The organism is Dehalobacter sp. (assembly GCA_023667845.1).
Classification (GTDB): Bacteria; Bacillota; Desulfitobacteriia; order Desulfitobacteriales; family Syntrophobotulaceae; genus Dehalobacter.
In genome coordinates this window covers 194,777-219,902 of sequence record JAMPIU010000053.1, presented here as the reverse complement: position 1 = coordinate 219,902, position 25,126 = coordinate 194,777, and the positions used below count along the sequence as shown (strand labels likewise).

The following is a 25,126-nucleotide window of genomic DNA, read 5'->3' as shown; positions in this document are numbered from 1 at the left end:
AACACGTGGAATTAAGACTGTGTGACACACTTGCAAGTCTAGAAAATAATCACTTAAGGGTAAAAAGCATTACTGGCTGGGATTGGATTGTATCTAATAATTTATACGCAAATTAGTATAAGATGCATCATGATGAATTTCTTATCGGTTGCTTTTGGTGGCGCTATTGGTGCTGTGGCCCGTTATGGGCTCGGAATGTGGATATCTAACAAATGGACTCATGACTTTCCTTTACACACCTTTATAATTAATATCGCCGGAGCATTCTTATTAGGACTGCTCAACACCTTGTTCCTGGACAAACTAACAATAAGTCCGGAAATTCGATTGGCACTCACTGTCGGTTTTTTAGGCGCTTTTACTACCTTTTCAACCTTTGGCTATGAGACAATTATGCTGATCAAGGATGGTAATATTTTGACCGCTGGCATTTATACACTGGTTAGTATTATCATCGGTTTCTTTGGTGTATTTCTAGGTATGGGCCTCGCCCGCCTTATTTAAGACTGGAGGACAAATCATGTTGGAAAAAGGGAAATTATTGAAGATTTATGTCGGTGAGAGTGAAAAATTTGAAAACAAAACACTCTATCAGTATCTCGTTTATTGGTTAAGAGAAAAAGGAATCGGCGGAGCAACAGTTTCCCGAGGTGTTCTGGGCTATGGTCAGGATAAAGTACTCAAAAGCGCCAAAATACTGGAGCTGTCTTCCGATTTACCCATGGTTATCGAAACAATAGATTGCTCCTCAAAAATTGAAGCTATTATACCGGAGCTGTGCAAAATAGTCCCTAAAGGATTGATTTTTACTGTGGATGTTGACATCCACAAATATGGGAAAGAAGCAATAAATTGTACAAGTGAATACTAATTTTAGTTTATTTAAATTATTAAGAACAAAATTGGCGTATTACTTTGACAAAATTATTTATTTTTTTTGTGTTTAACCAAAAACAATCATCTGTAGTCCAACAAGGCATAAAAGTACACCGACAAACTTGATAAACTTTTCTTTGGGCATATTCTCTATAAATTTTTTACCGGCCCAAGTACCTATGATCATGCCGACTCCCATAAATAAACCTAAGGCCACTTCCTTCATTCCAATACCGATATACTTTTGGTAAACTATTGTTTTTACTATATGCATTGCAGTTGCTGTAACCGCTTCGCTGGCAATATAAGCTACGGGAGGCAGGTTCAAGGATAGAAAAATTGCTGCTCCCATCGGCCCGGCACTGCCAACTAATCCTGACAGTAAGCCGACCAAGACCCCGCCGCAAACCATAGTAATGTTTCCTGACTTGAATTGAATAAGTTTAAAATACTTTAAGACAACAAAAACAATTATCGAACCACCGATAAGACGGGTTATTATATCCGTGGGAACAATGGCAAAGAAGCATGCTCCTACTATTGCCGCAGGTACTGCTCCAACAATAAATATCAGAACCGGCTTCCATTTGATTTGCCTGAATCCTATTGAAACTCTTGAAAGGTTTCCGATAAGCTGAGCTAAGGTTAAAACGGGCACAGCCATTGTTGTTCCAATGGTGTATGTCAGCAAAGGCAATAGAAGCAAAGCTCCTCCAAAACCAGCTGCCCCTGAGATGGCAGCGGCTAAAAAGCTACCACAAAATAAAAAATATAGATTCGAAATACTTATTTCATTAAAGCTATACGTTCCAAAAAACTTTACAACTATCCAAGCGCCAAGGAGAAACCATAATAGGATTATGATTAAGCCTGCCACCCAATTTTTCGGTTTCCCGTTTTTAAAAGTCTCTTCTGCCTGTGACCGACATTCATCTAACTTGTCTTTGGGTATCAGCTTAATTGCTAGGGCAATACCAAGCGGCACAAGGATAAGATCGTAAAGGTAGCCCAATACTGGTATAAAATCAGGGATAAGGTCAATAGGGCTAAGAGCATATCCTACAACCAGAACCGGAATAATCTTGGCATACCAAGGAACATCCTTTCTCTTGCACGCAAGATATATGGCCAATACTTCTTTCTTAAGCTTTCGGGCGTGGTCTTTCGCTTTTTCTAATTGAATTTCGAGTCGGTACTTTAACATTTAAACCCCTTAAAGAAATAAAAATATCGGCATCTAAGCCGTACATAGATTATATTCCTTATCAACCATCTGCACCATATGTTATTCCTACTGCAATATTTAATCAATATTTTTATACAAATTAACCGGCATTTACACCAAATTAATGACGATGCTTTAACATAAATTTGATAATCGTTTCAATTAATGCATCAATATCATTCAGGGTGTTCATCGGCGAAAAACTTACCCGAAGGGCGCTGTCAGCTAAATCTCGACTTAGTCCAAGTGATTCCAGTACCGAAGGCCCTCTGGTATGGTTTTTGCTCTCAACTTAAATATTATCGAATTCGGCAAGGCAGAAATCACCTGTCCGATTACGCTATAAGCTACTTTTTATTTAAATTAAGCGGTGCTTATGTTCCTTATCCATTAAAAAAATCTTATCCTCAGGAAAATAAAGCCATAATTTTTGTTCCTTAGAGTGGGCTAAACAATGAAAATCATTATTCGGTATTTCCACCTGCAAAGTTTTTCCCTGGCAGTCAACAATCAATATCGTGGATACTATACCCTCGATTTTATCTATAGTCTGACATTCAAAGGTGTTGGCGGTTCCGATTTTATTCGGTAATATCCTGAGATCATGAGCGCGTATTCCCGCCATCATATTCTTTGAAAATCGACTATTCCTTTTGGCTGTTCTCAAGCAAAAACTCTCGGATTTTACCTTTAAATATCCTTCTTCTTCGCCAATAACATCCACTTCAAAGAAATTTTTGCAGCCAGTAATTCTGGCAGCCGATACTGTCGCTGGAGAACGAATAATTTCTTCCTTATCCCCGATTTGAATTGATTTCCCTTTATCCACGACCAAGATCCGGTCACACAGACGGTAGGCTTCTTCAATATTATGCGTAACCAAAAGTACAATGCCATGATAATTCTTTTTAATAATACTTAATAATTCCTTTTCCAGGATCTGCTTGACATGACTGTCCAAGGCGGAAAACGGCTCATCCAACAGCAATAGTTCCGGCTCGTTGATCAGGGTCCGGGCTAAAGCCACCCGCTGCTGCTGCCCTCCCGACAGTTGGGACGGGTATTGTTTTTCGTGGCCGCTTAGCTGCATTTTGCCGATCATTTCCGTAACTAATTCATGACGTTTGTTTTTATCCAGGTGCTGGACGCCATAGGCTATATTTTTATAAACGGTAAGATGCGGAAATAAGGCATAATTCTGAAATACATACCCGATATTCCGATGGCGGGGAAGAACATTGACTTTTGTTTCTGTATTGAACAATTCTTTGCCGTTAAGTCTTATTGTGCCTTTGTCCGGCGTATAGAGCCCCGCAACGCATTTTAAAGTCAGACTCTTGCCGCAGCCTGATGAGCCGAGTATCCCCAAAACACCATTGCCGCTGCTAAAAGAGGATTGCAGCGTAAAATTACCCAGTGTTTTTTCTATAGTAACCTCCAACATCTTGCCTCACCCCTTCTTGATCCGTTTTTCCAACCTGTTGACAATATATAAGACCGCGAAGGCCACCGTGGTCATGATCAGCACAAGGAAATTGGCCATATCATAATTTCCGGCCTGCAAAGAGTCATAGATGGCAATCGGCATGGTAAGCGTTTTACCAGGTATACTACCGGCGACCATCAGTGTTGTGCCAAAGTCCCCCAGAGCCCTGGCAAAGGACATGGTAATGCCGGAGATAATGCCCCGCCACGCAATTGGAACCATAATCGTCGCAAATATATTGAGTTCGGATCTTCCCAAAAGCCTGGCAGCGTTTATGTAATCCTCATTGATTTCCGCGAGTGCGGCTCTTGATGATTTGATCATATAAGGGATGGAAACGACAGTGGCGGCAATAACCGCCCCTGTCGTCGTAAATACTATCATGATATTGAACTGTTCTTCCAGAAACCTGCCTATCCAAGAGCTGCGTCCCAATAAGACGAGCAGATAATAGCCCAGAACGGTCGGCGGCAAGACTACAGGAAGATTGGTCAGCGTATCAATAAAATCGGATAATCTCCCTTGACGGCGAACTAATAGATAGGCTAAGGGCAGACCGCAGACAATGCCAATTAAGGTCGCGGTTAATGCCACCCGAAAGGATAAAAAGAGCGGAAAAAGATCGATATTATCCATTGTTTTAGACTTCACCCGGCAGAACAAAACCATACTTTTTCATGATCTCTCTGCCCTGCTCCCCATTCACAAATTTGATAAAATCTCTGGCCTCTTGTTCGTGCTGCGTCGTTTTCACAACAGCGATTGCTTGTTTTAAAGGGTTATGAAGCTTATCATCAAAGAGCAGGAAGTTGACCTCGTCTTTGTTAACCACCGACAAGGAGATAAAACCTGCCTCGACATTGCCTGTTTTAATCATTGTTAACGTGTCCTGAATATCTTTGGCATAAACCAATTTGTCTTTAAGCTGATCCCATAAACCCATGGATTCCAAGGCTTCCTTGGCCGCCACACCATAGGGGGCATGATCCGGATTGGCAATGGCTATTTTCTTGAACTCCGGTTTCAATAAATCGCTGGCTTCCTTAACCTGAAGCGAACTGCTTTTGAGGGTTGCCGCGCCTACCCGGCCTATGGCGTACAATTCTTTGCTGTCGGCAATAATTTTGTCCTGGGCGATCAAGTCATCCACATACTTGACGTTGGCCGAGGCATAGACATCATAAGGCGCGCCGTTGGCAATCTGCTCTCTGGCTGTTCCTGAGGACGAGAAAGTGATTTCCGCTTCATTGCCTGTGGTTTTTTCGTATAAATCGCCAATTTCTTTAAAAGCAAGAGCTAAATCGGCTGCGGCTGCCACTGTGATTTTTACGCCTGTTTTTTTTGCCGCCGTGTTATCCGCCGTATCTTTTGGCGTAGACGCTGTTGAATTACAGCCGGTCAGCGTAGCGATTAAAACAATTAGCATCAAAACACTTGCAATCAATTTTCTGTTCATAGTCTTTCTCCTTTTCATTGGTAAATGCATTGTCGGGTATCCCTACGTTTTCCCATTGTTTAGAGAACACCCTATCTGAAATATAACAGCACCGTTGCCGGTCTGAATGACTTAGATTACCACCTCCTTTTCAGTGGGAAGGCATATCCGTTTCCGGACATACCCCGAGGGCTCAAGGCCCTGGCCGGTAACCATGTATACTTTAGGCCAACCGGCTCGGAGATAATATATAATTTTAGAATAAGCATAGTGGGATGTTACTGAAATTTTCCATATATTCCTACTATTCTTATCTAACATTCTGTTATCAGTCAGCTAAATGATTATCCGGTTAATTTGTTTAATTTCGCTAAATACTTAGTTGTTCTTACCATTTGACTTACAAAAGAGTTTTCATTGTCAAACCAAGCGGCAACTCTGACCTGATACGTATTTTCTCCGGCTTTGCTGACCAATGTCTGAGTGGCATCAAATAGCGAAGCATAGGTCATGCCGACAATATCGGAAGAGACATATTCTTCCTCCGTATAGCCAAACCACTCGGAAGAAGCTTCTTGCATGGCGGTATTGATCTTTTTCTCCGTAATACCGTTCCCTTGAACGACAGCGGCAAGTGTAAGATAACACCCTACGGGAACAGGAACCCTTACAGCTGATCCCGTAAGTTTTCCGTCCAGTTCCGGAATAACTCCACCAACCGCTTTAGCTGCTTCAGCAGTAGTAGGAATAATATTGGTTGATGCCGCACGTGACCTTCGGAAATTTCCCTTTTTCTGCGGCGCATCCAACAGCATCTGGGTATTTGTAAAGCCATGGATAACCGTCATGATGCCGCTTTGGACCGGCGCATAATCATTCAATGCTCTTACCATTGGAGCTAGCGCGTTTGTGGAACAGGATGCTGCGGATATAATTGTGTCTTCCGATGTCAAGATTTGTTCATTGACACCATAGACAACCGTTGGTATGTCATTGCCAGCCGGAGCTGAAATGACTACCCTCTTTGCTCCCGCAACAATATGCGAATGCGCTTTTTCTTTTGATAAGTAAGCACCGGAACATTCAAGCACAATATCTACGCCCAATTGTTTCCAGGGTAGCTTGGAAGCCTCAACCTCACTATAGACATTAATCTTTCTGTCGTTGACAACAAGATGATTTTCATCTGCCTTTACGTTATCCGCATATTGGTATGTGCCCTGCGTCGTATCATATTTTAAAAGGTAGGCCAGCATTTCTGAATCCGTTAAATCATTCACTGCCACAATTTCGTAGCCATCCGCATCAAATAACTGTCGAAACGCCAGCCTTCCCATCCGCCCAAAACCATTAATTGCGATTTTAATAGACATACCGTAACCCTCCTGATCTTAAAAAATTACTTCTTATCCGCCAATTATCCACCGACAAAATACAGGATCAAGTTAATAATTTGCGGGAAGAATGTCATAACAATAACTGCGCGAAGAATCTGTAAGATGATGACATCCGTATTCTCCACGCCCATATCTGAAGAAATTAGAGCCATGTCTGAAGCACCCGCAGGCGTTGTAATAAGCATTGCTTCTTTTCGTGTGAAACCACAGGTCTTACTCAGTATGAAACCTGTAATAAAGCAATTTGCCATATAACCAATTATAATGATGAAAAGCGGAACCAAAAGAAATCGAAGCTCCAGCACATCAGACATAACAATGGTGCTGCCTAAATAACAACCGCTAAGAATCTGGGCAAATTTCTTTAACCATTTGGGCATGTAGGCAAAATCATAACGGAGCTTCAAAATGAGCACGGATAAAATTGAAAAGACAAAAGCGCCTGCCGGTATGCCTGTCTTGTTCCCTATCAACCCAAAGATTGCAGCCACAATCAATGTGCAAACTAAAGCTGTCCAGGATTTTGTTTTAGATTTTTGCCGTTTTTCCTTATAGGCTTCTCTAAAACCGAATTCTTCTGTTTTTTTCCTTCTATTGTCATAAGTACTGATCAATAGAGGAAAGACCCCAATCCCCAGTACTTGACGTACAATCTGCATGACAGCGACCTTTGAACCATCCGCGCCCATGACAGCGGCAATAATTGGCGTATCGCTGATTCCACCGGGAACAACGGACATAAAGGATGTAACTAAATCTAAAGGGCTCGACAAATGAATTAGCACACCCGCTACCAAATTCAAGACAAGCAGTGCTGAAATCATAATAATGGTCGGTTTAATAATGTTAGGAAGTCTTTTCACGTCACTCTTTTCCATAGAACATCCAATGAAAGCACCGGCAATTATTTGCACCAATAACTTTGTCTGGTTTGGCATATACGCAGCGTCAAAACAGATGTTTAATAATGCCGCTCCGGCAATGGCCCCGACCAATAACCCTCCGGGAACCTTTAGTTTGTTAATGAGGAGTCCCGCCAGTGTTCCAATTGCTAAAGTAAGCAGTAAATATAAATAAGTCATAACCATCCCTTTTCTTTATGTGTTGTTTCATATTATTTCGCACTTGCTTTTCGATAAATTGTGCTATATAATACGAAATAAGACAATAATGCATTTCTAAAAGCAATTAATATCTATATTAGTACATTTTCGCACATATGGTCAACGTTTTTTTACGGAATTTTATAATTTAGTTTATTTTTTAGATGCCGACTAAAGTTTAGGAGGATGACTATGAGTGAAAAAAAAGCGCTGTCAACTCAAGAAGTGGCCGACATGCTTCATGTAAGCAAGAGTACAATTTATGACCTGATTAGAAAAGGCGAAATAACTTCTTATAAAGTTGGCAGAAAGGTTCGCTTTACGGAAAGCGATGTACAGGATTATATATCACGTTCCAAGAAAGGACCGTCTGTTATTCATTCATCATCGAATGATAAATCCGATTTTAGTTTATTGGGAATCGAGAAAAAACAGGACGGTTTTATTATCTGCGGTCAGGATTTGATTCTTGATATTCTTTCCAACTATATGCGATTGCATAATATTCCGGCACTCAGGGCGTATATCGGGAGCTATGACAGTTTAGTTTCTTTATATAAAAATAAGATCAATGTTGCTTCCGCCCATTTATGGGACAGCGATACCGATCAGTATAATGTCCCTTATGTTAAAAGACTGCTTCCCGGGATTCCCACAGTAATTATTCATCTGGCCTGCCGTATGCAGGGATTGTATGTGTCTAAAGGAAATCCCAAAGGGATAACCAGTTGGGCAGACTTTGGGCGCGATGACATTACCATGATCAACAGGGAACACGGAGCCGGTTCAAGAGTTCTTCTAGACGAGAATCTAAAGCTTCTCGGAATATACGGGAGCGCAATCAGAGGGTACAAAAAAGAAAACCAGTCTCATTTAGCGGTTGCCAGTGCCGTGAGCAGCGGCGAAGCTGATGTGGCTGTGGGTAACGAAAAGATTGCCAGACAGGTTGATAATATCGAATTTATCCCGCTTAAGAAAGAACGCTATGATCTGGTTGTGAAGAAAGAGGACTTTCAAACTTTTGAAATCCAAACAATGATGAATATCATTCGCTCTACGGCTTTCAAAAATGAATTTGCAAATATTGGCGGGTATGATACAAGCGACATGGGTAAGATTGTAGCGGAAATATAAGTTATATAGAACTGTCAACAATTTAATGGGCACTGAATTACAAGAATGTTATGATAATAAGACATCCAATACCGGATGTCATCTATAAAACAGTCCAAAAAACAGGGGCAAAAAATGCACTTTTTTGCCCCTGTTTTTGCTCAACAAATCTTTTCCAAACTATTCAATAATCAGACAAACTTGGTTTAAGATAATCTGAGAAAGTAAGTCGGGTTACCCTCATTAAGAATTATGGTGCGCCACCACGGGATCGAACCGTGGACCTGCCGATTAAGAGTCGGATGCTCTACCAGCTGAGCTAGTGGCGCAATTACAGCATTTAAAATTATTAAAATACTTTACAATGTTATTCCATTTACTTTATTTGACTTTATTTGCAAGACTTTATTTGCAACTTCCATTACAGCCGCAGCCGCCACAGTCTCCTCCATTATTGGCTTTTGCCGTACGTATTTGAAAACCACCGCCATTTTCTGATTCTATATAGTCTATAATGGCTCCCTCTAAATGATCAGCAAGTTTAATATCTGTGAGTATTGAAACACCATACCCTTCATCCAAAATATCGTCCTCTGTTTTTGATTCATCCAAAACCATACCGAAATTCGGACCGCCACAACCTACACCTACGAGATACAGTCTTATAAATGAATTTTCTTTATTCTGGGCTTTGAGCACTTCTTTGACTTTTTGAGCTGCAAGTTCAGTTATTCCTACCATAATATATCACTCCTTATTGATACTAATTTAATTTAACACGTGTCTTTAGGCCTTCTCTAGTTTTACAGCACACACTTTATACTCTCCGGTCCCTGCAATAGAACATACGAATGGACTTGTAAGTTCATTTGTCGGGGTCTCGGAATAATGAAAAGACATCCAAATCACACCAGGTTGAACGCGATCGGTGACTTTTACATTGGTTATCACTTCACCGCGGCGGGAAGTTACTTTCATCTTGTCGCCGGTAGTTAGGCCCAATGCTTTCGCTTCCTGCGGATGTACCTCTGTCATTTCTTTGTCCCAAACACTTTTAATGCCAATCGTATTTTGCGTGGTGACATTGTAGTGCTGAAGAACCCTGCCGGTACACAGCAGTATCGGGTATTCCGTATCAGGCATTTCTCCAGGCGGAATATGCTCGGAAGGCTGGAACAATCCTTTCCCTCTCGTAAACTGTCCGACATGTAAATAGGGAGTCCCCGGATTCTCCGTATTTGGACACGGCCACTGTAAAGATTCCCTCTCCAGACGGTCGTAATTTATACCGGCAAACAAGGGCGATAAGGAGGACATTTCATCCCAGATCTGACTCGGATCATCATAGTTCATGGGGTAACCCATATGACTCACCATGTGGCAGATCGTTTCCCAGTCAGCCTGCCCGGCTAAGGGTTCGATAGCTTTCCGCACTCTCTGGACACGGCGTTCCGTATTGGTGAAAGTGCCGTCGGTCTCGGCGTAACTGGCACCCGGAAGAACGACATCGGCAAAGGCCGCCGTTTCCGTCATAAACAATTCCTGAACGACAAGGAAATCAAGCTTCGCCAGCGCTTCTTTAATATGGTTGGCATCGGGATCTGTTAATACAGGGTTTTCGCCCAGAATATACATGGCCTTGATACTTCCTTCCTGAGCAGCAGCAAACATTTCAGGAATTTTCAAGCCCATCTTGTTGGACAGGGAAGCACCCCAAGCCTTTTCATGTTTTTCCCGTACGACATCCGAAGTGACTTCCTGGTACCCGGAATACCCATTGGGCAGAGCGCCCATATCGCAAGCACCTTGGACATTGTTCTGCCCCCGTATGGGGCATACGCCTGTTCCCGGCCTTCCCACATGCCCTGTCAGCATAGCCAGATTGGCAATGGTCATGACATTGAAAGTGCCGCAGATGTGTTCGGTAATCCCCAGGGAGTAAAAGATCATCGCTTTATTCGTTGTGGCATAAAGACGCGCCACCCGATACAGATCATCAATACTGACCCCGGTCAGCTCAGACACATATTCCGGAGTGTATCGTTCTACAACCTGCTTCAAATTCTCATAATTTTCAGTGCGTTCCACAATAAACTGCCTGTCTTCCAGCCCTTCTTTAATAATAATATGCATTAAGCCGTTGAGGAGCAGGATGTCCGTGCCATGCTTTTGCTGCAGCCAGATATCCGCTTCCTCCGCCAACTCCGTACGGCGCGGATCACATACCACCATCTTACAGCCATGGCGGACTGCCTGGCGCATCTTATAACCGATAACCGGGTAGGATTCGGTAGGATTTGTGCCGATGAGCAGCAAAAGCTGGGCCTCATCTTGTATTTCATGGATAGGATTGGTCATTGCTCCGCTGCCGAAAGAAATATTCAGCCCCGCTACAGACGGTGCATGACAGGTACGGGCACAGTGATCAATATTGTTTGTGCCCATCACCGCCCGCGTAAACTTTTGCACAAGATAGTTCGTCTCATTCGTACACCGTGCCGAACTTAAGGCCGCAAAGGAATTAGCACCATACTTTGCTTTTATCTCATTAAAACGCTGACTGATGAGATCATAAGCTTCATCCCAGCTTGCTTCTTCAAATTCGCCATTTTTTTTGATCAGCGGTTTGGTTAAGCGTTTCGGACTGTAGATGAAATCCCAGCCAAAACGTCCTTTCACACACAAGGCCCGTTGGTTCACCGGATTATCGGGGCTGGTGAGCACGCCGACAACCTTGCCTTCTCTTACTGCCAGATCATAATTGCAACCGGTGCCGCAGAAGGGGCAAGTCGTCCTGACCCGTTCAAACTCCCAGCGTCGACCTTGTCCGGACATACTCTTTTCAGTCAGAGCTCCGGTCGGACATGCCGTCACACATTGACCGCAAAAAACGCAATTAGATTCCAGATAGGGAACATTATTGGCGGTCGTTGCCATCGCGTCGAATCCCCGGTACATGTAAGAAAGATTATCCTGTCCCGTTATTTCTTCGCATGCTCTGACACAGGAACCACAGAGAATGCACTTATTCAGATCACGAATAATGAATGGGTCACTTTGATCGATAGGATAATTGCGTTTTTCTCCTTTAAATGGGGTATCCTTAATGCCGTACCGATAGGCATATTCAGCCAGCTTGCAATCCCCCATTTTGTCACAGGTCAGACAATCCATTGGATGGTTAGCAAGCATAAGCTCCAGAATTGTTTTGCGTGCTTGGACAACTTCCGGTGATTCAGTACGCACGATCATTCCCGATACTGCCTGAGTCGTGCACGATGTTGGCATGCCGCGCATCCCCTCAATCTCGACGACACAGATCCGGCATGCTCCCAGCAGGCTTAGATCCGGAGAATAACAGAATCTGGGGATATCAATACCAGCATATTCTGCTGCCTGGAGTACTGTACTTCCCGCCGGTGCTTCAACTTCCTGTCCATTGATGTTAAGTTTGATTAACGCCATTAACTTTGCTCCTTTACAAATGAATTTAAGCATAACGAAAAGGACCCTAAATACTTCTTAGGCTCCTAAAATACAATACACCTATAACCGGTTGAACTATTAATTTCAGCACCGGTCGTTGTTATTACACCAACAGCCCCAGTTCGTTAAGAAAGGCTCTCCAGGGTGTAATTCTCTCGTTGCGCTATTGTATTTTAAGATAATATGAACCACCGGTTCATGAGCGATTTCTCATTTCCTGCGCTCTGTGGTTTTTCTAAGCTCTGCTCCTGTAAGCACTTTCTCACCTCCTGCCAAGCTGTTTCGGCACTTCATTCTGTGACAATTTTAGTATATCTATCTTGTAAAAACAGTATTAATGTCTATTGTTAATTTTTAGATATCATTTTATTATTTTAAGATGTCCTTTGTTGGTATCTAAAAATATAACCATCTCTCTATTTCTTGAAAGATGGTCGAATTCTATTTCTTCAATTATTTTTAATAAGGTAATTGATGGTAGCCCCAAGGGGAATCGAACCCCTGTTTCCGCCTTGAGAGGGCAGCGTCTTGGCCGCTTGACTATGGGGCCACAATAAACCTATTATATAGATTTGTTTGAAAAAACACAAGCATTTTAGGGCTGCATCTTCGACCAATTGTCAATTTATAACCCCTCCTACAGCTCTTCAATCAATTTAATCGCTTTTTCAAGACGGTCCAAGCATCTTTCTTTTCCTAACAATACCATAACATCAAATAAGCCGGGACTTGCCGTACGTCCGGTCAAAGCGAGTCTTGTCGGATGAATAAGCTGACCGCTCTTAATATTTAACTCCTCAATCAAATCGCGATAGGCTTTTTCCGTTTTCTCCATAGTAAAGTCCTCCACCCGAGCCAGACATTCTTGGCCTTTAGTCAGTAAAAAAGCTGCATTTTCTATCCTGAAATACTTCTCGATTCCCTTTTCCTCGTAGTTCGCAATATTTTGGAAGAAATACCTGCAAGCTTCAGGGAGTTCTTGTAATGTTCTCACTCTTTCCCGAACAGCCTGGATAACCGCCATGATATAATCCTGCTTATTCTCTGCTTCAATTTCCGAGACAATACCTTCTTTAATCAGAAAAGGCATAGCGCAATCCGTGAGTTTATCAAGGTCATATTTTGTAATATATTGACCGTTAAGCCAATTAAGCTTTGGCAAATCATAGACTGCCGCTGTCTTCGAGACTTTTGCCAGAGAGAAGGTACGTATCGTCTCTTCCGGGGTCAGAATCTCACCTTGTTCTTCTGAGGGAGACCAACCCAAAAGCGTTAAATAATTCGTGAGTGCTTCGGGAAGACAGCCCATCTCTTCAAATTCACTCACGGATGTAGCGCCATGTCGTTTGCTTAATTTACTGCGATCAGGAGCCAAAATCATGGACAGATGCGCAAACTTTGGAACCTTGTATTCCATTGCTCCACAAATAAATTGTTGTTTGGGCGTATTGGGCAAGTGTTCTTCCGCCCTGATCACATGACTGATCTGCATGGCGTGGTCATCAATGACGCAAGCAAAATTATACGCCGGTGAGCCGTTGGATTTTACGATCACAAAATCATCGTACTGGTTAAAATTAAAACTTACTGATCCCCGTATGATATCATCGACGATGATTTGGCCGGACTTAGGCAGCTTCAAACGAATAACCGGCTTTAACCCCTGCTTTAGTCGTTCCTGAACTTCCTCGTCTGATATATTACAGCACTTCCCGCTATAGCCAACCGGTATTCCTTCTTTTCGTTGGCTCTCCCGCTCTGCTTCCAGCTCTTCTTCTGTGCAAAAGCAATAATAGGCCTTCCCACTGTCGATTAAATATTTTGCGGCAGCCGTATAAAATTCTTGCCGTTGTGATTGGTAATAGGGACCATAATCGCCTCCCTGTTCCGGGCCTTCATCCCAATCAATTCCCAGCCATTTGAGGCTATGGAGAATTTGCTCAACAGAATCTTTTTTTAGCCTTGCACTATCCGTATCTTCAATGCGAAGAACAAATTTTCCATTATTTTGCCGTGCAAATAGCCAATTAAATAACGCCGTTCTTGCCCCGCCAATATGCAAATAGCCGGTTGGGCTCGGGGCAAATCGCACTCTTACCTGCTCCATCTGGACACTCCTTAACGATTATTGGAGGGAAGAAGTCGGAATCGAACCGGACTCCCGACTGTTCTGCAGCCAGGCCAACGAGTTTGCAGCTCGCGGGGGGCCCAGCCCCGTTCTTCCCCCGTTATTATACCATAATATAGATAATTGTCCCGTTCCCCGTTTGTTTGACAGTTTCAACACATATTATATGTAAAACGAGCCTCCCTAAAACTCTTAGAAGGCTCGTAATTGAATATATATTGCGTAATTTTTAAATTATGGTGGAGATGATTGGATTTGAACCCACGACCTCTTACATGCGAAGCTGATGTAGATTTCACCGTCTGGTGTTTTGATGGGACGCTGCTCGAGTCCTTCGCCGTAGCCGTCACTGTTTTGTCCAGTCACAAAGTCAAGAAGCTCCGCGGTTTCTTCTCCTGAGAGGGAATCTTTCAGCCCAGCTGTCATGACTCCCCACAGCTCGCCATCGACAACCTCCACTGACGGATACAGGCTATATACCTTTTCGTTGAGAACTTCGTCGTGGATGTACTCGGCAAGTCCTCGGTCGTTTTCAAAGAGACGGTTTTCTTTGGCGATGGCGGCGAGGATAGCATCCTCGTAAGCCACAGCTCTCCGGGAGTAATCTCTAGCGGATTGTCATCCATTCCATACTCGCCTTGAGGGTAAGTGATGATCTTTAGAGGGAAAAAGATACGCATTGTTTCGTTTGCCATTTTGATTTCCTCCATTCTTTTTTCGCTACATCAGGCAGGAGCACAAGAGGCTATGCTTTCAAAAAAGAAAAACATAGCCTCTTGTGCTCCTGCCTGATGGCATCTAAATTATAAAATTTAAAGACACCAGAATATAATGGGCTCTGGCATCTTTAAATTTTCTCGTAGTGCTATTCCAAAGATGATTTTATATAGTCAATTGGAACATCCATTCGAGCGGCCGTTTCCTCAATAGAAAGACCGCTGTCTATAAACGCTTTATAACCATATTAATGTTTTCGCCGACTTCGATGATGTGTTTATTCAGGTCATAGAAGCGAACCACTCTCTGTCCCCATGAATAAACGGATTACCCTCCTTATAGCAGAAATTGTTTTCCTATAGTTTCTTCACCAGATGATATACAGCAACTTCCTATCTTATCTTTCATACATAAAATTTGATTTAACATCGCTTTATCATTGCTGACCTCATGATCATCTTTCAACCAATCAGTCATAAGTTCAAGTATTTGAAGACAATGTAATGTATCATTGTTTTCTTCTATTTTATAATAGATCCACTTACCCTCTCTTCTGTCCTTTGTCAATCTTGCCCGTTTTAATAAAGCTAATTGCCTTGAAACCCTGGGTTGGGACATTTCAAGAGCTTCAGAGATATCACAAACGCACAATTCATGATTTATTAACAATAATAAAATGCGCAGTCTTGTTTTATCAGCGAGTATATTAAATAAGTTTACTATTTCATTCATATAAATCTCCTGTATCAAACAACTTAAAGAAAAAAAACGGACACAGTTTACGATATGTCCGATAAAAACTAAAAATTTAAAAGTCCTATAATCTCGTTTAAATTGTCTTGTTTATCTTGCTGATAGAGTGGTGAGCATTGCTCTATACTCTTTGTTGTAGATATCAGTTTGGCGGCGAAAGCCATACAGGAGAGCTCCCCGCATACCTTGCAATTTGTCTTTGGCAAATACTTATATATATCAATTGCTGATGGCTTTTTTCTCATCTTATACAAAGGAGTGAGCTCGTCTTTCATATCATATGTTTCGTTAATCAGATCCTTTATAGCATCGCTCATTTCATAGGCTTCGGATTCATTGACGATTTTGGCGACAGATAAAATATCTGGCTGGATAGTAATCATCAAAATCCCTTGATTATATGTCAAAGTTTTTGCCTGATCATTGTATTGCCCGGATTTTATTCGTCGGTTTAAATATGGCAATATATCGGCAATATCTCTAGAAAATTTTGCCTTGAACCTCATCTTTTCAATATCCGCAGTACATGGCTCAATAAATGTGATTTGCACATCTTCCAGGTAAATAATAAGCCCCCCTTATTAATTGCTACTAATCATTTTTATTACTGCTGATTATTTTCAGTGCTTCAACCAAATGATCAATATCATTCTTTTCATTAAAGTAACCAATGCCAATTCTGCACGTACCTGTTTTCTCGGTGCCTATTAATTGATGGGCACTTGGAGCGCAATGTAAGCCTGAGCGGATCATTATCCCATAATTTTGGTCCAATTCATAAGCAACTTTTTCACAGGTTTTATTCCTTAAATTAAAAGGGATAACGCCTATGGTCTTACTGCTGTCTTGAGGACCATATATGGTAATATTATCAACTTCTTGCAGTCGGTTCAGGGCATAGTCCATCAGTTCAGTTTCTTTCCTATGTATAATATCCAAACCCTCTTGTTGAACAAATTTTATAGCTTCATGCAGCCCGATAATACCGGGAACATTTAGTGTTCCGGTTTCAAGTTTGTTTGGATAATAATCCGGCTGATACTCATAAGCAGAATCACCGCCGGTACCACCAGATTTTAACGGATGGATATCACCATCCCAGTTGATGACAAGACCTCCGGTACCCATGGGGCCAAGAAGACCTTTGTGCCCGGTAAAAGCCAATAAATCAATATTATTATTGATTATATCTATCGTAAGTACACCCGCAGTTTGAGCAGCATCAACTAGAAATGGAATGTTATTATTTCTGCATATACGGCCAATTTCTGCAATTGGCTGAATCGTTCCCAGAACATTTGAAGCATGGGTCATGACCACCAAAGCTGTATTTTTTCTTATCAGGTTTTTGATATCATCTGCTTTTGTATACCCGTCTTTGGAACAAGGTATCTTAGAAATTGTGATCCCTTTGTCTCTTTCCAGAGTTTTTACGCACCGCCATACGCCATTGTGTTCCACGCTGCTGACAATGACATGGTCGCCTTCTTTTAGGATGCCTTGAATAGCCAGATTTAATGATTCTGTGATATTGGAGGTAAAGATGACTTTTTTAGGATCAGTGAAATGAAATAAACCAGCTATAGCCTTACGGGTTTGATAAACAAACTTGTCGGCTTCTATTGCTTTTTCATAAGCACCGCGGCCCGATGTACAGCCATTCTCGGTCATGAAATCATACACAACTTGAGCAACGGCTTTAGGTTTTGGGAATGATGTTGCGGCATTGTCCAAATACATGCCCAATATAAAACAGCTCCTTATTTGCAGCAGGAATTACCCTCTTCTTTTTTTGCTTGTTCCCCACTTTGTTCATTGTTTTCGGCAGGAATTTCTTCTAATTCAAAGTTGCAGCAGCAAGAGTCCTTTTTGCTTTTATTACTACCTATTATTCGACCAAACAGACCTTTTTTTCCTTCTTCGTTTTTCATAAATGATTACCCCTTTACTTTAAATTATTTTAACATGTTTACGAAAGCATATTGAAAATCAATCCCGATAATACAGCCATTACAAAAACAATCACAACAAAAGCAATAATTATTTTTTTCTTAAACATACTGGCAAGCATAGATAATTCAGGAATAGCAATACCGGCTCCGCTGATAATAAAGGCGACGACTGCACCAATGCTTACACCCTTTCCCAGCAAGGCGATACCTATGGGAATGGCTGATTCAACTCTTATATAGAGGGGCATTCCAATTAAAGCTGCTATTAAGACTGCAAACGGATTGTCCGGGCTGGCGATTCTGGCTAGAAGATCCGTAGGCATATAGCCGTATATAGCTGCTCCAATTGCTACCCCAATGATCATATAGATAAATACAGCTTTATAATCACCCCAGGCTTTTGAAAAAGCTTTTTTTAATCTGACTGAGAATTGCTTTTCTTCTACTTCCGTTTGGTAACCTGACCCCTTAATCCGGACATTTTTCACCTGATCAGCCCATCCCAGTTTTTCAAGGATTATTCCAAAAATTATCGCAAAAGCAGACGTCAAGACAAGAAATCCCACAGCTACTTTCCAACCCATAAAAGCAGTAAGCAGTGAAAACACAAGAGGGTCCATTAGAGGTGAAGCTATAACAAAGGACATTACGGTACCAAAAGGAATACCTGCCTGTAAAAAGCCAAGCGTTATCGGTACTGTGGAACAGGCGCAAAATGGAGTTACAGCACCAAATAGTACTGCCATGAGATTCCCAAGTATGCCTTTACCCGACATCCATTTTTTTAGTTTATCCTGATTGATATACATTAAAGCCAGGGCGATAATCGTACTGATGGCAATAAAAAGAACTGTTAGTTCAGCCATTATTGTAATGAAATACTTTAAGGTTACTATTAGCGAATTCATAGACATCCCCTCCATTTTGAATCCGATACAACAATTTGAATCAAATACAAGATTTAAAAGGTTTTTTCTTTATTGCTTCGACAAGGTCCCCTAATGAATCCCGCATACTTTCGATTTTCTCTGACTCAAATTCTTGGAGTAGATCCTGGATATACTGCGTATACTTCTCGATTATTTCTGTCATGACCTTAGTGCCTTTGGATGTAAGATTTACACAACACACCCGGCCATCAACAGAAGATTGTTCCCGCAAAACATAACCTTTTTGCTCCAGCCGATCAATAATCCGCGTTGCGCCGCTTTTGGTAAAATTCAAAGCACCGCCAATCTCCTGAATAGTAATATCTTTGTTATTAAGAATTTTCTTTAAGGCCATATATTCAACCAAAGACAAATCCCCGCAGCATTCCCCGTTAAATCCATGATCTCCAAATTGCCAAGACATTTCTTGGAGCAAATTATAAATATCGACAATCCTGTCATCCATTTAACCACCACCATACAATAATAGTTGACATCATCAACTATATTATATGTGGATCTAGTTGCTTATGTCAACTATTGTCAGAATATTTATTACTTGTGTTTTAATATAATAAGGCAAAGAATTAACCGGTACATTTTTTCAGCTATTTAGACTCTACGTTATTTAACTTAAAACTTTTTTTGACTAAAAGTACTACTAAAATCAAAAGAATCAACCCTATTCCATAAACGGAAAACAAAGTAAGATAACTACTGTTGCTAACTATATTGCTTCCAATCGCAGTTCCCAGTCCACCTCCACCCATCATGCAAAATGCCACTAGAGACATGGCCACGCCCCTGGATTTTTCCGCGAATCCGGTGGCAATCGTTAAAAATGTTGAATGAGCAAGCATCAGGCCAAAGCCTAATAGGCCAACACCAATGATGAAAATACCTAAGATATTTCCTAAAAAGATAAAGAACAGATTCCCAATAAATGTACAGCTCAGGCCAAGCAAGATCGTCTTTTTGCGGCCAACCTTAGAAGCAATCTTTCCGGAAACTCTTCCGCCTGTAACAGCCAGTAATCCAAAGACAGTCATAATTAAACCAATTAAAAAGTTATTAAAATCATAAGTTGTTTTGATAAATCCTCCCAGGAAAGAGAATATACCCATCAAGAAAAACCCTTCAAAGAGTACCAAAAGATATATTTTAAAACTTAAAGGATTCGTAACAAGTTTGATATATGGGGCTAAGACTTGATTGGTTTCACTTTTACTGGAAGGTATTTTTCTGCCGGTTGTCAACAAAAGCACAGTTACAATAACTGACAATAAAGCATAGACGGCAAAGACACCCCGCCAATTAAGAAAATAGGCGATAGATCCTCCAAGAAGCATGCTCAAACCCTGTCCTAAAAAAGAAATCCCTAAAAATGTTCCAATTGCCGACTGGCGTTCATTCACCGGAAAGATGTCCCCGATTAAAGCCATGGATATTGGCATTACTGACGCTGCGAAGATTCCAGTCAGCGCTCGGTAAATAACTAAATCGGTTAATCCTGACCCTAAGGCGCATAAAGCGGTGGCGACAGTAAAAAACACCATGGAAATACTGATAACCTGCCTCTTGCCAAATTTATCGGCAAGATAACCGAAAATCAATTGAAAAAGACCAAAAGGCACCATGTAAGCAGTTATAATCAGAGCGGAACTAGCAATATCAACTCCAATATCTTTAGAAATAGAAGGCAGGATCGGTGATACAACCCAATTATCTGCCATAACCACAAATCCAGCTAAACCAAGTATTAATAGTATTTTTTTTGTATTCATTGTATTTCCTCCGCCTGTTATTAACAATAGTGACTAATCAAGAATTTGAGTATTAAAATTAGTTTGTTCCCAGAGGCCCTTTCATTCCATGCTGCTTTATTTCTACTTCCTTTAACAACAAATGTTGCATGGGCAGTAATTGAACACCATCCTCAATCACCGGTTCAATATGAAATAGACAAGAAGTTCTATCTTCATCTGCCTTATTTAATGTCCTGTACTTAAAACAGCTTATTTGCCCATCAGTCTGGGGAATTCCCAGCCCGCAGTTAGAACATTTTTTCTCCATCTTTTTAGTCAGCGGACCAGCCGCCTCCTCCTAAACCCCTGTTTCAAATTTTAAGTTGTAATCTCGGTTAATATATTTTTTGCTGTTTCACAGCCTTCTTTATTTAGTGAGTAGTGCGTCCATTTTCCGACGCGACAACTACTGATAAGCCCTGATTCACATAGTATTTTCATATGATGTGACAAGGTTGATTGTCCGATATTAAGATCCTCCAATATTTTGCAAGCACATTTCTCACCACTTTGCAGCATTTCAATAATCATTAATCGATTTGGATCGCAGAACGCTTTAAATACCTTTGCATTATTTTCATACCTGTTTTCCAATTTATCACCTCATATCTATTGATATCGATATGTTATATTATCAGCGACATATCGATGTTTGTCAATGTGTTTTTTATTGTTAAATTGTTTCTATTTGATTTAAAACATTTTAATGAAACATAAGAGGTTGAGAAATGCTCTCAACCTCTTATGTTTCATTAAAAGTATCATCAGGGATTTCTTTTCCGAAGTGATTCTTTTGATGCTTTTATCGTGTCTGCAATAATACTCAACTTCTTTTTAGAAGAGTTCATTAGCAGCAGCTTTTTGAGCCAGAAGAATTGCTTTTCATAGCAGCATAAAACTGTTTTAGATTATCAGGCATAACATAGTCATGTTCAGCGATATTGCTGCTCTTGTCTTCCCCATATACTTCTTTAAGAATTGCTTCCATTATCATTGCTTTTGGAGGCACAGTATACTCCTTACCTTGATAAACCCAAACACGGCATTCTACTTCATTACCGCATAAATCTCCACAAGATTCACAAAGGCTTTCTTTGACATCCATTTGAATATCCTGTCCATTAATACGAATCGTTGGTGAACTGACAAACTTGTGGGCGTTTGCTAATTCTTCGCTGAGAACATTGATCTTATTAACAACAACATTAACCCCCGTCGCCTCAAGTACCTTTGAAACTTCAGTCAAAGCTTCGTCAAGGCTTGAATCAGTGCCCTGACAGCGTGTACACACACTCAAATCCAGATATAAAAAGTCGATAACAATCCTTCTTTTATCAACCATATTTTCCGGTGAGCTTCCGCAACACCCCGAACCACAGGAACAACAGTCTGTATTATTTGTGTTACCAGTCATTCATATCACTTCCTTAGTTTTTTATTGCCTATAGACATTTTACTTATATAGACGAAGGATATGAAAAAAGGATGCAAATTTTTGACCATTCTTAACAAGAATTACGCTAAAGAATTTATTCTGCTTTTAAGATCCAGTATTTTTTCTTCAATAATCTTAGCCGTTTTGATAAATGCAGTTTTTTCTTTCCCGGTCGGGTCTTCAAGACCCCAGTCTTCCCTGTATTTACAGGGCACGAAAGGACAGTTCACATTGCATCCCATGGTAATGACAATATCGACCTGCGGGATATCCGATATAAGTTTCGGTTTTTGCGACATGTTCATGTCCACGTTATATAATTCTTTGATCACAGCTACAGCGTCCGGGTTAATCTCATTCTTAATTTCCGTACCCGCCGAATAAGCTTCAAAGCTCTCCGCTACTGTTATCTTGGCTATAGCCTCTGCCATTTGGGATCGGCAGGAATTGTGAACACAGACAAAAGCCACTTTCATCTTTTCCGTCATTGTTTATACCCCTTCTTTATAACTTCTTGGTAACCCTTGCTGATTATAATATTTGCGTTTTAAGGCAAGCGCGGCATTCACCAGGGCTATCATCACCGGTACTTCCACCAAAGGACCAATCACCGCGGCAAAAGCCACATCGGAAGCAATACCAAAGACAGCTACAGCGACGGCAATCGCTAACTCAAAATTATTGCTGGCCGCTGTAAAGGCTAAGGTCACGGTCTGCTCATATTTGAAACCGCTCTTGTAAGACATATAAAAGCTGATAAAAAACATCAATGCAAAATAGATCAATAAGGGAATAGCAATTCTAACGACCCCTACCGGGTTTGTCACGATTTCTTCCCCTTTGGTAATAAACATGATAACGATCGTATACAGCAGGGCGATTAATGCTAAAGGAGAAATTTTGGGAATAAATACTTTTTCGTACCATTCTCTTGTTTTAGCTCTGATCAGCCCGAATCGGGTAATAAAACCGGCGGCAAAGGGAATTCCCAAATAAATCAGAACACTTTTGGCCACATCCAACATGGATGCGTCGACAATTTGTCCGCCCCAGGAAAGTCCCAGCCATTTTGGAATGAGCGTCACAAAAAGATAGATATACACCGAATATAAAAGTATCTGGAAGATGGAATTGAGAGCAACCAGGGCGGCACAGTATTCATTATCGCCTTTGGCCAGCGTGTTCCAGACGATCACCATGGCGATACAACGGGCTAAGCCAATAATAATCAGACCAATTGCAAAACCAGGCATATCTCTTAAAAATATAATTGCTAAAACAAACATTAAAATCGGTCCGATAATCCAGTTCTGAATCAAGGAAAAGCTAAACACCTTTTTATTTTGTACTACCTTACCAATCTCTTCATATCTTACCTTGGCCAGAGGCGGATACATCATCACAATCAGTCCGATAGCAATTGGCCAGGAAATCGTCCCCGTACTAAACTTCCCCAATGACACGGCCAGGTTGGGGAATAGATTACCCCCTAAAATACCAAGACCCATGGCAATAAATATCCAAAGCGTCAAAAACCTGTCTAAAAATGACAACCTTGCTTTGTTTGGCTTTTCCATTTTGGCAACCTCCTAAATATATATGCTTTTTATTAGTCACAGTCCGTATTTTTTCGTTTCAGCCATTCTGTCAATTTTTCTAAATCCTTTTGAAACTGTTCTAAATTTCTTAAATTGTTAAAGACCAGATTGTCTATAAATATTAATGATTCATCACTTTTTATTGAATAATATATCCATTGCGCAGATTTCCTATCTTCTACAAGTCCGGCATGCTTTAAATACTGCAAGTGCCTCGAAGCTTTCGTCTGGGTTATATTTAATGCTTCGTATAAATCACATACGCAAAGCTCTTTTTCATACAGCAGGTTAATGATCCTTAAGCGGGTATCATCCGCTAATGCTTTGAGAACATCATTAATATTTTTCATCTATTCACTCCTTTCTATTTGCATATTCGTTTATGCGGTTATATGATTATTATATCCTATATTTTTATCATATGTAAACTATTTAAAATTCTTGTACTTACATTTTTTTGCAAGTAAGGCTTATTATTTGTGAAGAAGCTCGGTCTGTATAATTAGTATTTAATAAAACAGGAGGGCTCTCGCCCCCCGAATAATCCATCTTATTTCAATTGGTATCAGCAGCATCCGCTATCACTGCTGCAGCAAGATTTTTTTGCCATAGGTATTTCTAATGTTTTTGCATCCTCCATTCCTAATACTTTCAGAGCTGCCTGTCGGATAGCTTTGGCTGGAATATCTTCATACTCATTGCCTTCATACTTTACCATCCGGCAGTAAGTTTTGGTTCCCAGCAAGGTTGTACAGGAATCACAGTAGTTCTCTGAGACCTCAATATTTAAGATATCCTCAATAGGAACTCCGTTAAAGAGAAGGGTATTCGATTGAGGAATCTGCGTATTGTCAAGTTTGGTTTCTATCCATTCGACCTCAATACCTTTTGGCTGTAAGGCCCTGTTTAATCGCTTCACTTCATTAGCCAGATTCTCTCCGGTATCATAACAGCGGTCACAAGTCTCTCCTTCTACGTCAAGGTGTTTCCATTCAATCTTCAGTGTTTTCATTTTCATGCCTCCTTATGATATTGTTTTAAACATGTTTCAATAGTTAAGACGGCACTCTAAAGAAAAGGGCGCACTATTTTAACACTTTAAACAGGAGAACTCCGTTCCAGGATTGTCTTTATTTCTAAACTCAATGATATTCCCGGCATGGTCTTTTTGAACTTCACAGCAGCCTTGCATCACCGCAGCTAATCTTTTTCGCGCCCGCTGGACACGGCTCTTGCTCCCTGAACTGCTTATTCCCCATTTTTCCGCAAGTATTTTTTGCTTAGTCCCCTTATAATCGCATTCCATAATGGCTTCCTGATCAGTTACCGGCAAATATTCCACCATTTTAAGCAAACACCGCGCCGTTTCCTTATTGTAGTTTTCCTGTCCGATGTCATTTAGCCCAGCTACATTTACTCTATCAGTTATATCGGCTATATCACCAATATCTTCCGTCAAAGTATATTTTCTTGCGGTTCGGTAATAATCCACAATCAGATTATGCGCAGTTCGATATAGCCAAGCTTCTACATTCGTAATCTCTTGGATTTTGGCTGCATTTCTTTGTAACCGCAATGCTGTCTCCTGCAGGATATCTTCCGCACCATACGGATCAGCTACCTTTTTCCCGATATAGTTTTTAATTTGGGGACTATACCTTAGCCACAGTTCTTCCGGAAACATTTAT

At 41.0% G+C, this 25,126-nt stretch carries 26 protein-coding genes, 3 tRNA genes, 3 pseudogenes and 1 riboswitch; of the genes and pseudogenes, 3 read left to right on the top strand and 29 right to left on the bottom strand.

Going from position 1 to position 25,126, the window contains the following annotated elements; genetic code table 11:
- Window positions 1-129: 129 nt before the first annotated feature.
- Window positions 130-504 (top strand): fluoride efflux transporter CrcB, encoded by a 375-nt coding sequence (gene crcB / locus NC238_04725; GenBank protein ID MCM1565258.1) that lies wholly within the window; start codon window positions 130-132, stop codon window positions 502-504.
- A gap of 16 nt (window positions 505-520) precedes the next feature.
- Window positions 521-871 (top strand): DUF190 domain-containing protein, encoded by a 351-nt coding sequence (locus NC238_04720; GenBank protein ID MCM1565257.1) that lies wholly within the window; start codon window positions 521-523, stop codon window positions 869-871.
- A 72-nt stretch (window positions 872-943) separates the two neighbouring features.
- Here NC238_04720 and NC238_04715 read toward each other — a convergent pair whose 3' ends face one another.
- The 7 genes and pseudogenes from NC238_04715 to NC238_04685 all read right to left on the bottom strand — a co-directional run bounded on the left by NC238_04715 (window position 944) and on the right by NC238_04685 (window position 7,501).
- Window positions 944-1,582 (bottom strand): sulfite exporter TauE/SafE family protein, encoded by a 639-nt coding sequence (locus tag NC238_04715; GenBank protein MCM1565256.1) that lies wholly within the window; start codon window positions 1,580-1,582, stop codon window positions 944-946.
- A gap of 111 nt (window positions 1,583-1,693) precedes the next feature.
- A pseudogene (locus NC238_04710) lies at window positions 1,694-2,080 on the bottom strand (YkvA family protein).
- 379 nt (window positions 2,081-2,459) lie between these two features.
- Window positions 2,460-3,545 (bottom strand): ABC transporter ATP-binding protein, encoded by a 1,086-nt coding sequence (locus tag NC238_04705; GenBank protein MCM1565255.1) that lies wholly within the window; start codon window positions 3,543-3,545, stop codon window positions 2,460-2,462.
- Window positions 3,546-3,551: 6 nt separating this feature from the next.
- Window positions 3,552-4,223: a molybdate ABC transporter permease subunit gene (gene modB / locus NC238_04700; protein MCM1565254.1), complete on the bottom strand. Its 672-nt coding sequence runs from the start codon at window positions 4,221-4,223 to the stop codon at window positions 3,552-3,554.
- Between the two features lie 4 nt (window positions 4,224-4,227).
- Window positions 4,228-5,043: a molybdate ABC transporter substrate-binding protein gene (gene modA, locus NC238_04695; protein MCM1565253.1), complete on the bottom strand. Its 816-nt coding sequence runs from the start codon at window positions 5,041-5,043 to the stop codon at window positions 4,228-4,230.
- A gap of 106 nt (window positions 5,044-5,149) precedes the next feature.
- Window positions 5,150-5,277, bottom strand: a riboswitch (molybdenum cofactor riboswitch).
- Window positions 5,278-5,366: 89 nt separating this feature from the next.
- Window positions 5,367-6,395 (bottom strand): type I glyceraldehyde-3-phosphate dehydrogenase, encoded by a 1,029-nt coding sequence (gene gap / locus NC238_04690; protein ID MCM1565252.1) that lies wholly within the window; start codon window positions 6,393-6,395, stop codon window positions 5,367-5,369.
- Window positions 6,396-6,439: 44 nt separating this feature from the next.
- Entirely contained in the window at window positions 6,440-7,501 is a 1,062-nt protein-coding gene (locus tag NC238_04685; GenBank protein MCM1565251.1) for an AbrB family transcriptional regulator, read from the bottom strand.
- 213 nt (window positions 7,502-7,714) lie between these two features.
- On the opposite strand from NC238_04685, the gene NC238_04680 reads away from it, so the two are divergent.
- A complete protein-coding gene (locus NC238_04680) occupies window positions 7,715-8,656 on the top strand; it encodes a helix-turn-helix transcriptional regulator (GenBank protein MCM1565250.1) in 942 nt (313 codons plus the stop codon).
- A gap of 232 nt (window positions 8,657-8,888) precedes the next feature.
- Here the strand turns inward: NC238_04680 and NC238_04675 are convergent.
- The 22 genes and pseudogenes from NC238_04675 to NC238_04570 all read right to left on the bottom strand — a co-directional run bounded on the left by NC238_04675 (window position 8,889) and on the right by NC238_04570 (window position 25,122).
- Window positions 8,889-8,964: transfer RNA gene (locus tag NC238_04675), tRNA-Lys, on the bottom strand.
- Between the two features lie 76 nt (window positions 8,965-9,040).
- The gene (locus NC238_04670) at window positions 9,041-9,376 is read right to left on the bottom strand and encodes an iron-sulfur cluster assembly accessory protein (GenBank protein MCM1565249.1); all 336 of its coding nucleotides are present in this window, start codon (window positions 9,374-9,376) and stop codon (window positions 9,041-9,043) included.
- A gap of 45 nt (window positions 9,377-9,421) precedes the next feature.
- Window positions 9,422-12,100 (bottom strand): formate dehydrogenase subunit alpha, encoded by a 2,679-nt coding sequence (gene fdhF, locus NC238_04665; GenBank protein ID MCM1565248.1) that lies wholly within the window; start codon window positions 12,098-12,100, stop codon window positions 9,422-9,424.
- Between the two features lie 496 nt (window positions 12,101-12,596).
- Window positions 12,597-12,671, bottom strand: a tRNA-Glu gene (locus NC238_04660).
- A gap of 87 nt (window positions 12,672-12,758) precedes the next feature.
- Window positions 12,759-14,228: a glutamate--tRNA ligase gene (gene gltX / locus NC238_04655; protein MCM1565247.1), complete on the bottom strand. Its 1,470-nt coding sequence runs from the start codon at window positions 14,226-14,228 to the stop codon at window positions 12,759-12,761.
- A gap of 22 nt (window positions 14,229-14,250) precedes the next feature.
- Window positions 14,251-14,346 (bottom strand) — tRNA-Cys (locus NC238_04650).
- A 55-nt stretch (window positions 14,347-14,401) separates the two neighbouring features.
- Window positions 14,402-14,944: pseudogene (locus tag NC238_04645) on the bottom strand (hypothetical protein).
- 170 nt (window positions 14,945-15,114) lie between these two features.
- Window positions 15,115-15,287 (bottom strand): annotated as a pseudogene (locus NC238_04640) (glyoxalase).
- 15 nt (window positions 15,288-15,302) lie between these two features.
- Window positions 15,303-15,698 (bottom strand): metalloregulator ArsR/SmtB family transcription factor, encoded by a 396-nt coding sequence (locus tag NC238_04635; GenBank protein MCM1565246.1) that lies wholly within the window; start codon window positions 15,696-15,698, stop codon window positions 15,303-15,305.
- Window positions 15,699-15,766: 68 nt separating this feature from the next.
- The gene (locus NC238_04630; protein MCM1565245.1) at window positions 15,767-16,270 is read right to left on the bottom strand and encodes a Fe-S cluster protein; all 504 of its coding nucleotides are present in this window, start codon (window positions 16,268-16,270) and stop codon (window positions 15,767-15,769) included.
- Between the two features lie 40 nt (window positions 16,271-16,310).
- Window positions 16,311-17,465 (bottom strand): aminotransferase class V-fold PLP-dependent enzyme, encoded by a 1,155-nt coding sequence (locus tag NC238_04625; protein ID MCM1565244.1) that lies wholly within the window; start codon window positions 17,463-17,465, stop codon window positions 16,311-16,313.
- 14 nt (window positions 17,466-17,479) lie between these two features.
- A complete protein-coding gene (locus tag NC238_04620; GenBank protein ID MCM1565243.1) occupies window positions 17,480-17,650 on the bottom strand; it encodes a hypothetical protein in 171 nt (56 codons plus the stop codon).
- 38 nt (window positions 17,651-17,688) lie between these two features.
- Window positions 17,689-18,579: a permease gene (locus NC238_04615; protein ID MCM1565242.1), complete on the bottom strand. Its 891-nt coding sequence runs from the start codon at window positions 18,577-18,579 to the stop codon at window positions 17,689-17,691.
- 40 nt (window positions 18,580-18,619) lie between these two features.
- Window positions 18,620-19,066, bottom strand: coding sequence for a MarR family transcriptional regulator (locus tag NC238_04610; GenBank protein ID MCM1565241.1), 447 nt, complete (start codon window positions 19,064-19,066; stop codon window positions 18,620-18,622).
- Window positions 19,067-19,208: 142 nt separating this feature from the next.
- Window positions 19,209-20,384, bottom strand: a complete 1,176-nt coding sequence (locus NC238_04605) for an MFS transporter (protein MCM1565240.1) — start codon at window positions 20,382-20,384, stop codon at window positions 19,209-19,211.
- 339 nt (window positions 20,385-20,723) lie between these two features.
- The gene (locus NC238_04600) at window positions 20,724-20,999 is read right to left on the bottom strand and encodes a metalloregulator ArsR/SmtB family transcription factor (GenBank protein ID MCM1565239.1); all 276 of its coding nucleotides are present in this window, start codon (window positions 20,997-20,999) and stop codon (window positions 20,724-20,726) included.
- A gap of 253 nt (window positions 21,000-21,252) precedes the next feature.
- Complete coding sequence (locus tag NC238_04595; GenBank protein ID MCM1565238.1) at window positions 21,253-21,819, bottom strand: DUF2703 domain-containing protein; 567 nt, start codon at window positions 21,817-21,819, stop codon at window positions 21,253-21,255.
- A 101-nt stretch (window positions 21,820-21,920) separates the two neighbouring features.
- Window positions 21,921-22,328 carry an arsenate reductase ArsC gene (locus tag NC238_04590; protein MCM1565237.1) on the bottom strand — a complete coding sequence of 136 codons (408 nt, stop codon included), beginning with the start codon at window positions 22,326-22,328 and terminating at the stop codon, window positions 21,921-21,923.
- Between the two features lie 3 nt (window positions 22,329-22,331).
- On the bottom strand, window positions 22,332-23,417 hold the full coding sequence (gene arsB / locus NC238_04585) for an ACR3 family arsenite efflux transporter (protein ID MCM1565236.1): 1,086 nt from the start codon (window positions 23,415-23,417) through the stop codon (window positions 22,332-22,334).
- A 32-nt stretch (window positions 23,418-23,449) separates the two neighbouring features.
- On the bottom strand, window positions 23,450-23,788 hold the full coding sequence (locus NC238_04580) for a metalloregulator ArsR/SmtB family transcription factor (protein ID MCM1565235.1): 339 nt from the start codon (window positions 23,786-23,788) through the stop codon (window positions 23,450-23,452).
- A 215-nt stretch (window positions 23,789-24,003) separates the two neighbouring features.
- Window positions 24,004-24,450 (bottom strand): DUF2703 domain-containing protein, encoded by a 447-nt coding sequence (locus NC238_04575; GenBank protein ID MCM1565234.1) that lies wholly within the window; start codon window positions 24,448-24,450, stop codon window positions 24,004-24,006.
- 78 nt (window positions 24,451-24,528) lie between these two features.
- Complete coding sequence (locus tag NC238_04570; GenBank protein ID MCM1565233.1) at window positions 24,529-25,122, bottom strand: sigma-70 family RNA polymerase sigma factor; 594 nt, start codon at window positions 25,120-25,122, stop codon at window positions 24,529-24,531.
- Window positions 25,123-25,126 lie beyond the last annotated feature (4 nt).

Coding starts and splice junctions, on each gene's coding strand:
- fdhF (MCM1565248.1), bottom strand. CDS start 12,100: ATGGCGTTAATCAAACTTAACATCAATGGACAGGAAGTTGAAGCACCG.
- NC238_04605 (MCM1565240.1), bottom strand. CDS start 20,384: ATGAATACAAAAAAAATACTATTAATACTTGGTTTAGCTGGATTTGTG.
- NC238_04590 (MCM1565237.1), bottom strand. CDS start 22,328: ATGACGGAAAAGATGAAAGTGGCTTTTGTCTGTGTTCACAATTCCTGC.
- NC238_04705 (MCM1565255.1), bottom strand. CDS start 3,545: ATGTTGGAGGTTACTATAGAAAAAACACTGGGTAATTTTACGCTGCAA.
- NC238_04615 (MCM1565242.1), bottom strand. CDS start 18,579: ATGAATTCGCTAATAGTAACCTTAAAGTATTTCATTACAATAATGGCT.
- modB (MCM1565254.1), bottom strand. CDS start 4,223: ATGGATAATATCGATCTTTTTCCGCTCTTTTTATCCTTTCGGGTGGCA.
- NC238_04595 (MCM1565238.1), bottom strand. CDS start 21,819: ATGACTGGTAACACAAATAATACAGACTGTTGTTCCTGTGGTTCGGGG.
- crcB (MCM1565258.1), top strand. CDS start 130: ATGATGAATTTCTTATCGGTTGCTTTTGGTGGCGCTATTGGTGCTGTG.
- NC238_04720 (MCM1565257.1), top strand. CDS start 521: ATGTTGGAAAAAGGGAAATTATTGAAGATTTATGTCGGTGAGAGTGAA.
- NC238_04685 (MCM1565251.1), bottom strand. CDS start 7,501: ATGACTTATTTATATTTACTGCTTACTTTAGCAATTGGAACACTGGCG.
- gltX (MCM1565247.1), bottom strand. CDS start 14,228: ATGGAGCAGGTAAGAGTGCGATTTGCCCCGAGCCCAACCGGCTATTTG.
- NC238_04570 (MCM1565233.1), bottom strand. CDS start 25,122: ATGTTTCCGGAAGAACTGTGGCTAAGGTATAGTCCCCAAATTAAAAAC.
- modA (MCM1565253.1), bottom strand. CDS start 5,043: ATGAACAGAAAATTGATTGCAAGTGTTTTGATGCTAATTGTTTTAATC.
- NC238_04610 (MCM1565241.1), bottom strand. CDS start 19,066: ATGGATGACAGGATTGTCGATATTTATAATTTGCTCCAAGAAATGTCT.
- NC238_04670 (MCM1565249.1), bottom strand. CDS start 9,376: ATGGTAGGAATAACTGAACTTGCAGCTCAAAAAGTCAAAGAAGTGCTC.
- NC238_04635 (MCM1565246.1), bottom strand. CDS start 15,698: ATGAATGAAATAGTAAACTTATTTAATATACTCGCTGATAAAACAAGA.
- arsB (MCM1565236.1), bottom strand. CDS start 23,417: ATGGAAAAGCCAAACAAAGCAAGGTTGTCATTTTTAGACAGGTTTTTG.
- gap (MCM1565252.1), bottom strand. CDS start 6,395: ATGTCTATTAAAATCGCAATTAATGGTTTTGGGCGGATGGGAAGGCTG.
- NC238_04620 (MCM1565243.1), bottom strand. CDS start 17,650: ATGAAAAACGAAGAAGGAAAAAAAGGTCTGTTTGGTCGAATAATAGGT.
- NC238_04680 (MCM1565250.1), top strand. CDS start 7,715: ATGAGTGAAAAAAAAGCGCTGTCAACTCAAGAAGTGGCCGACATGCTT.
- NC238_04580 (MCM1565235.1), bottom strand. CDS start 23,788: ATGAAAAATATTAATGATGTTCTCAAAGCATTAGCGGATGATACCCGC.
- NC238_04575 (MCM1565234.1), bottom strand. CDS start 24,450: ATGAAAACACTGAAGATTGAATGGAAACACCTTGACGTAGAAGGAGAG.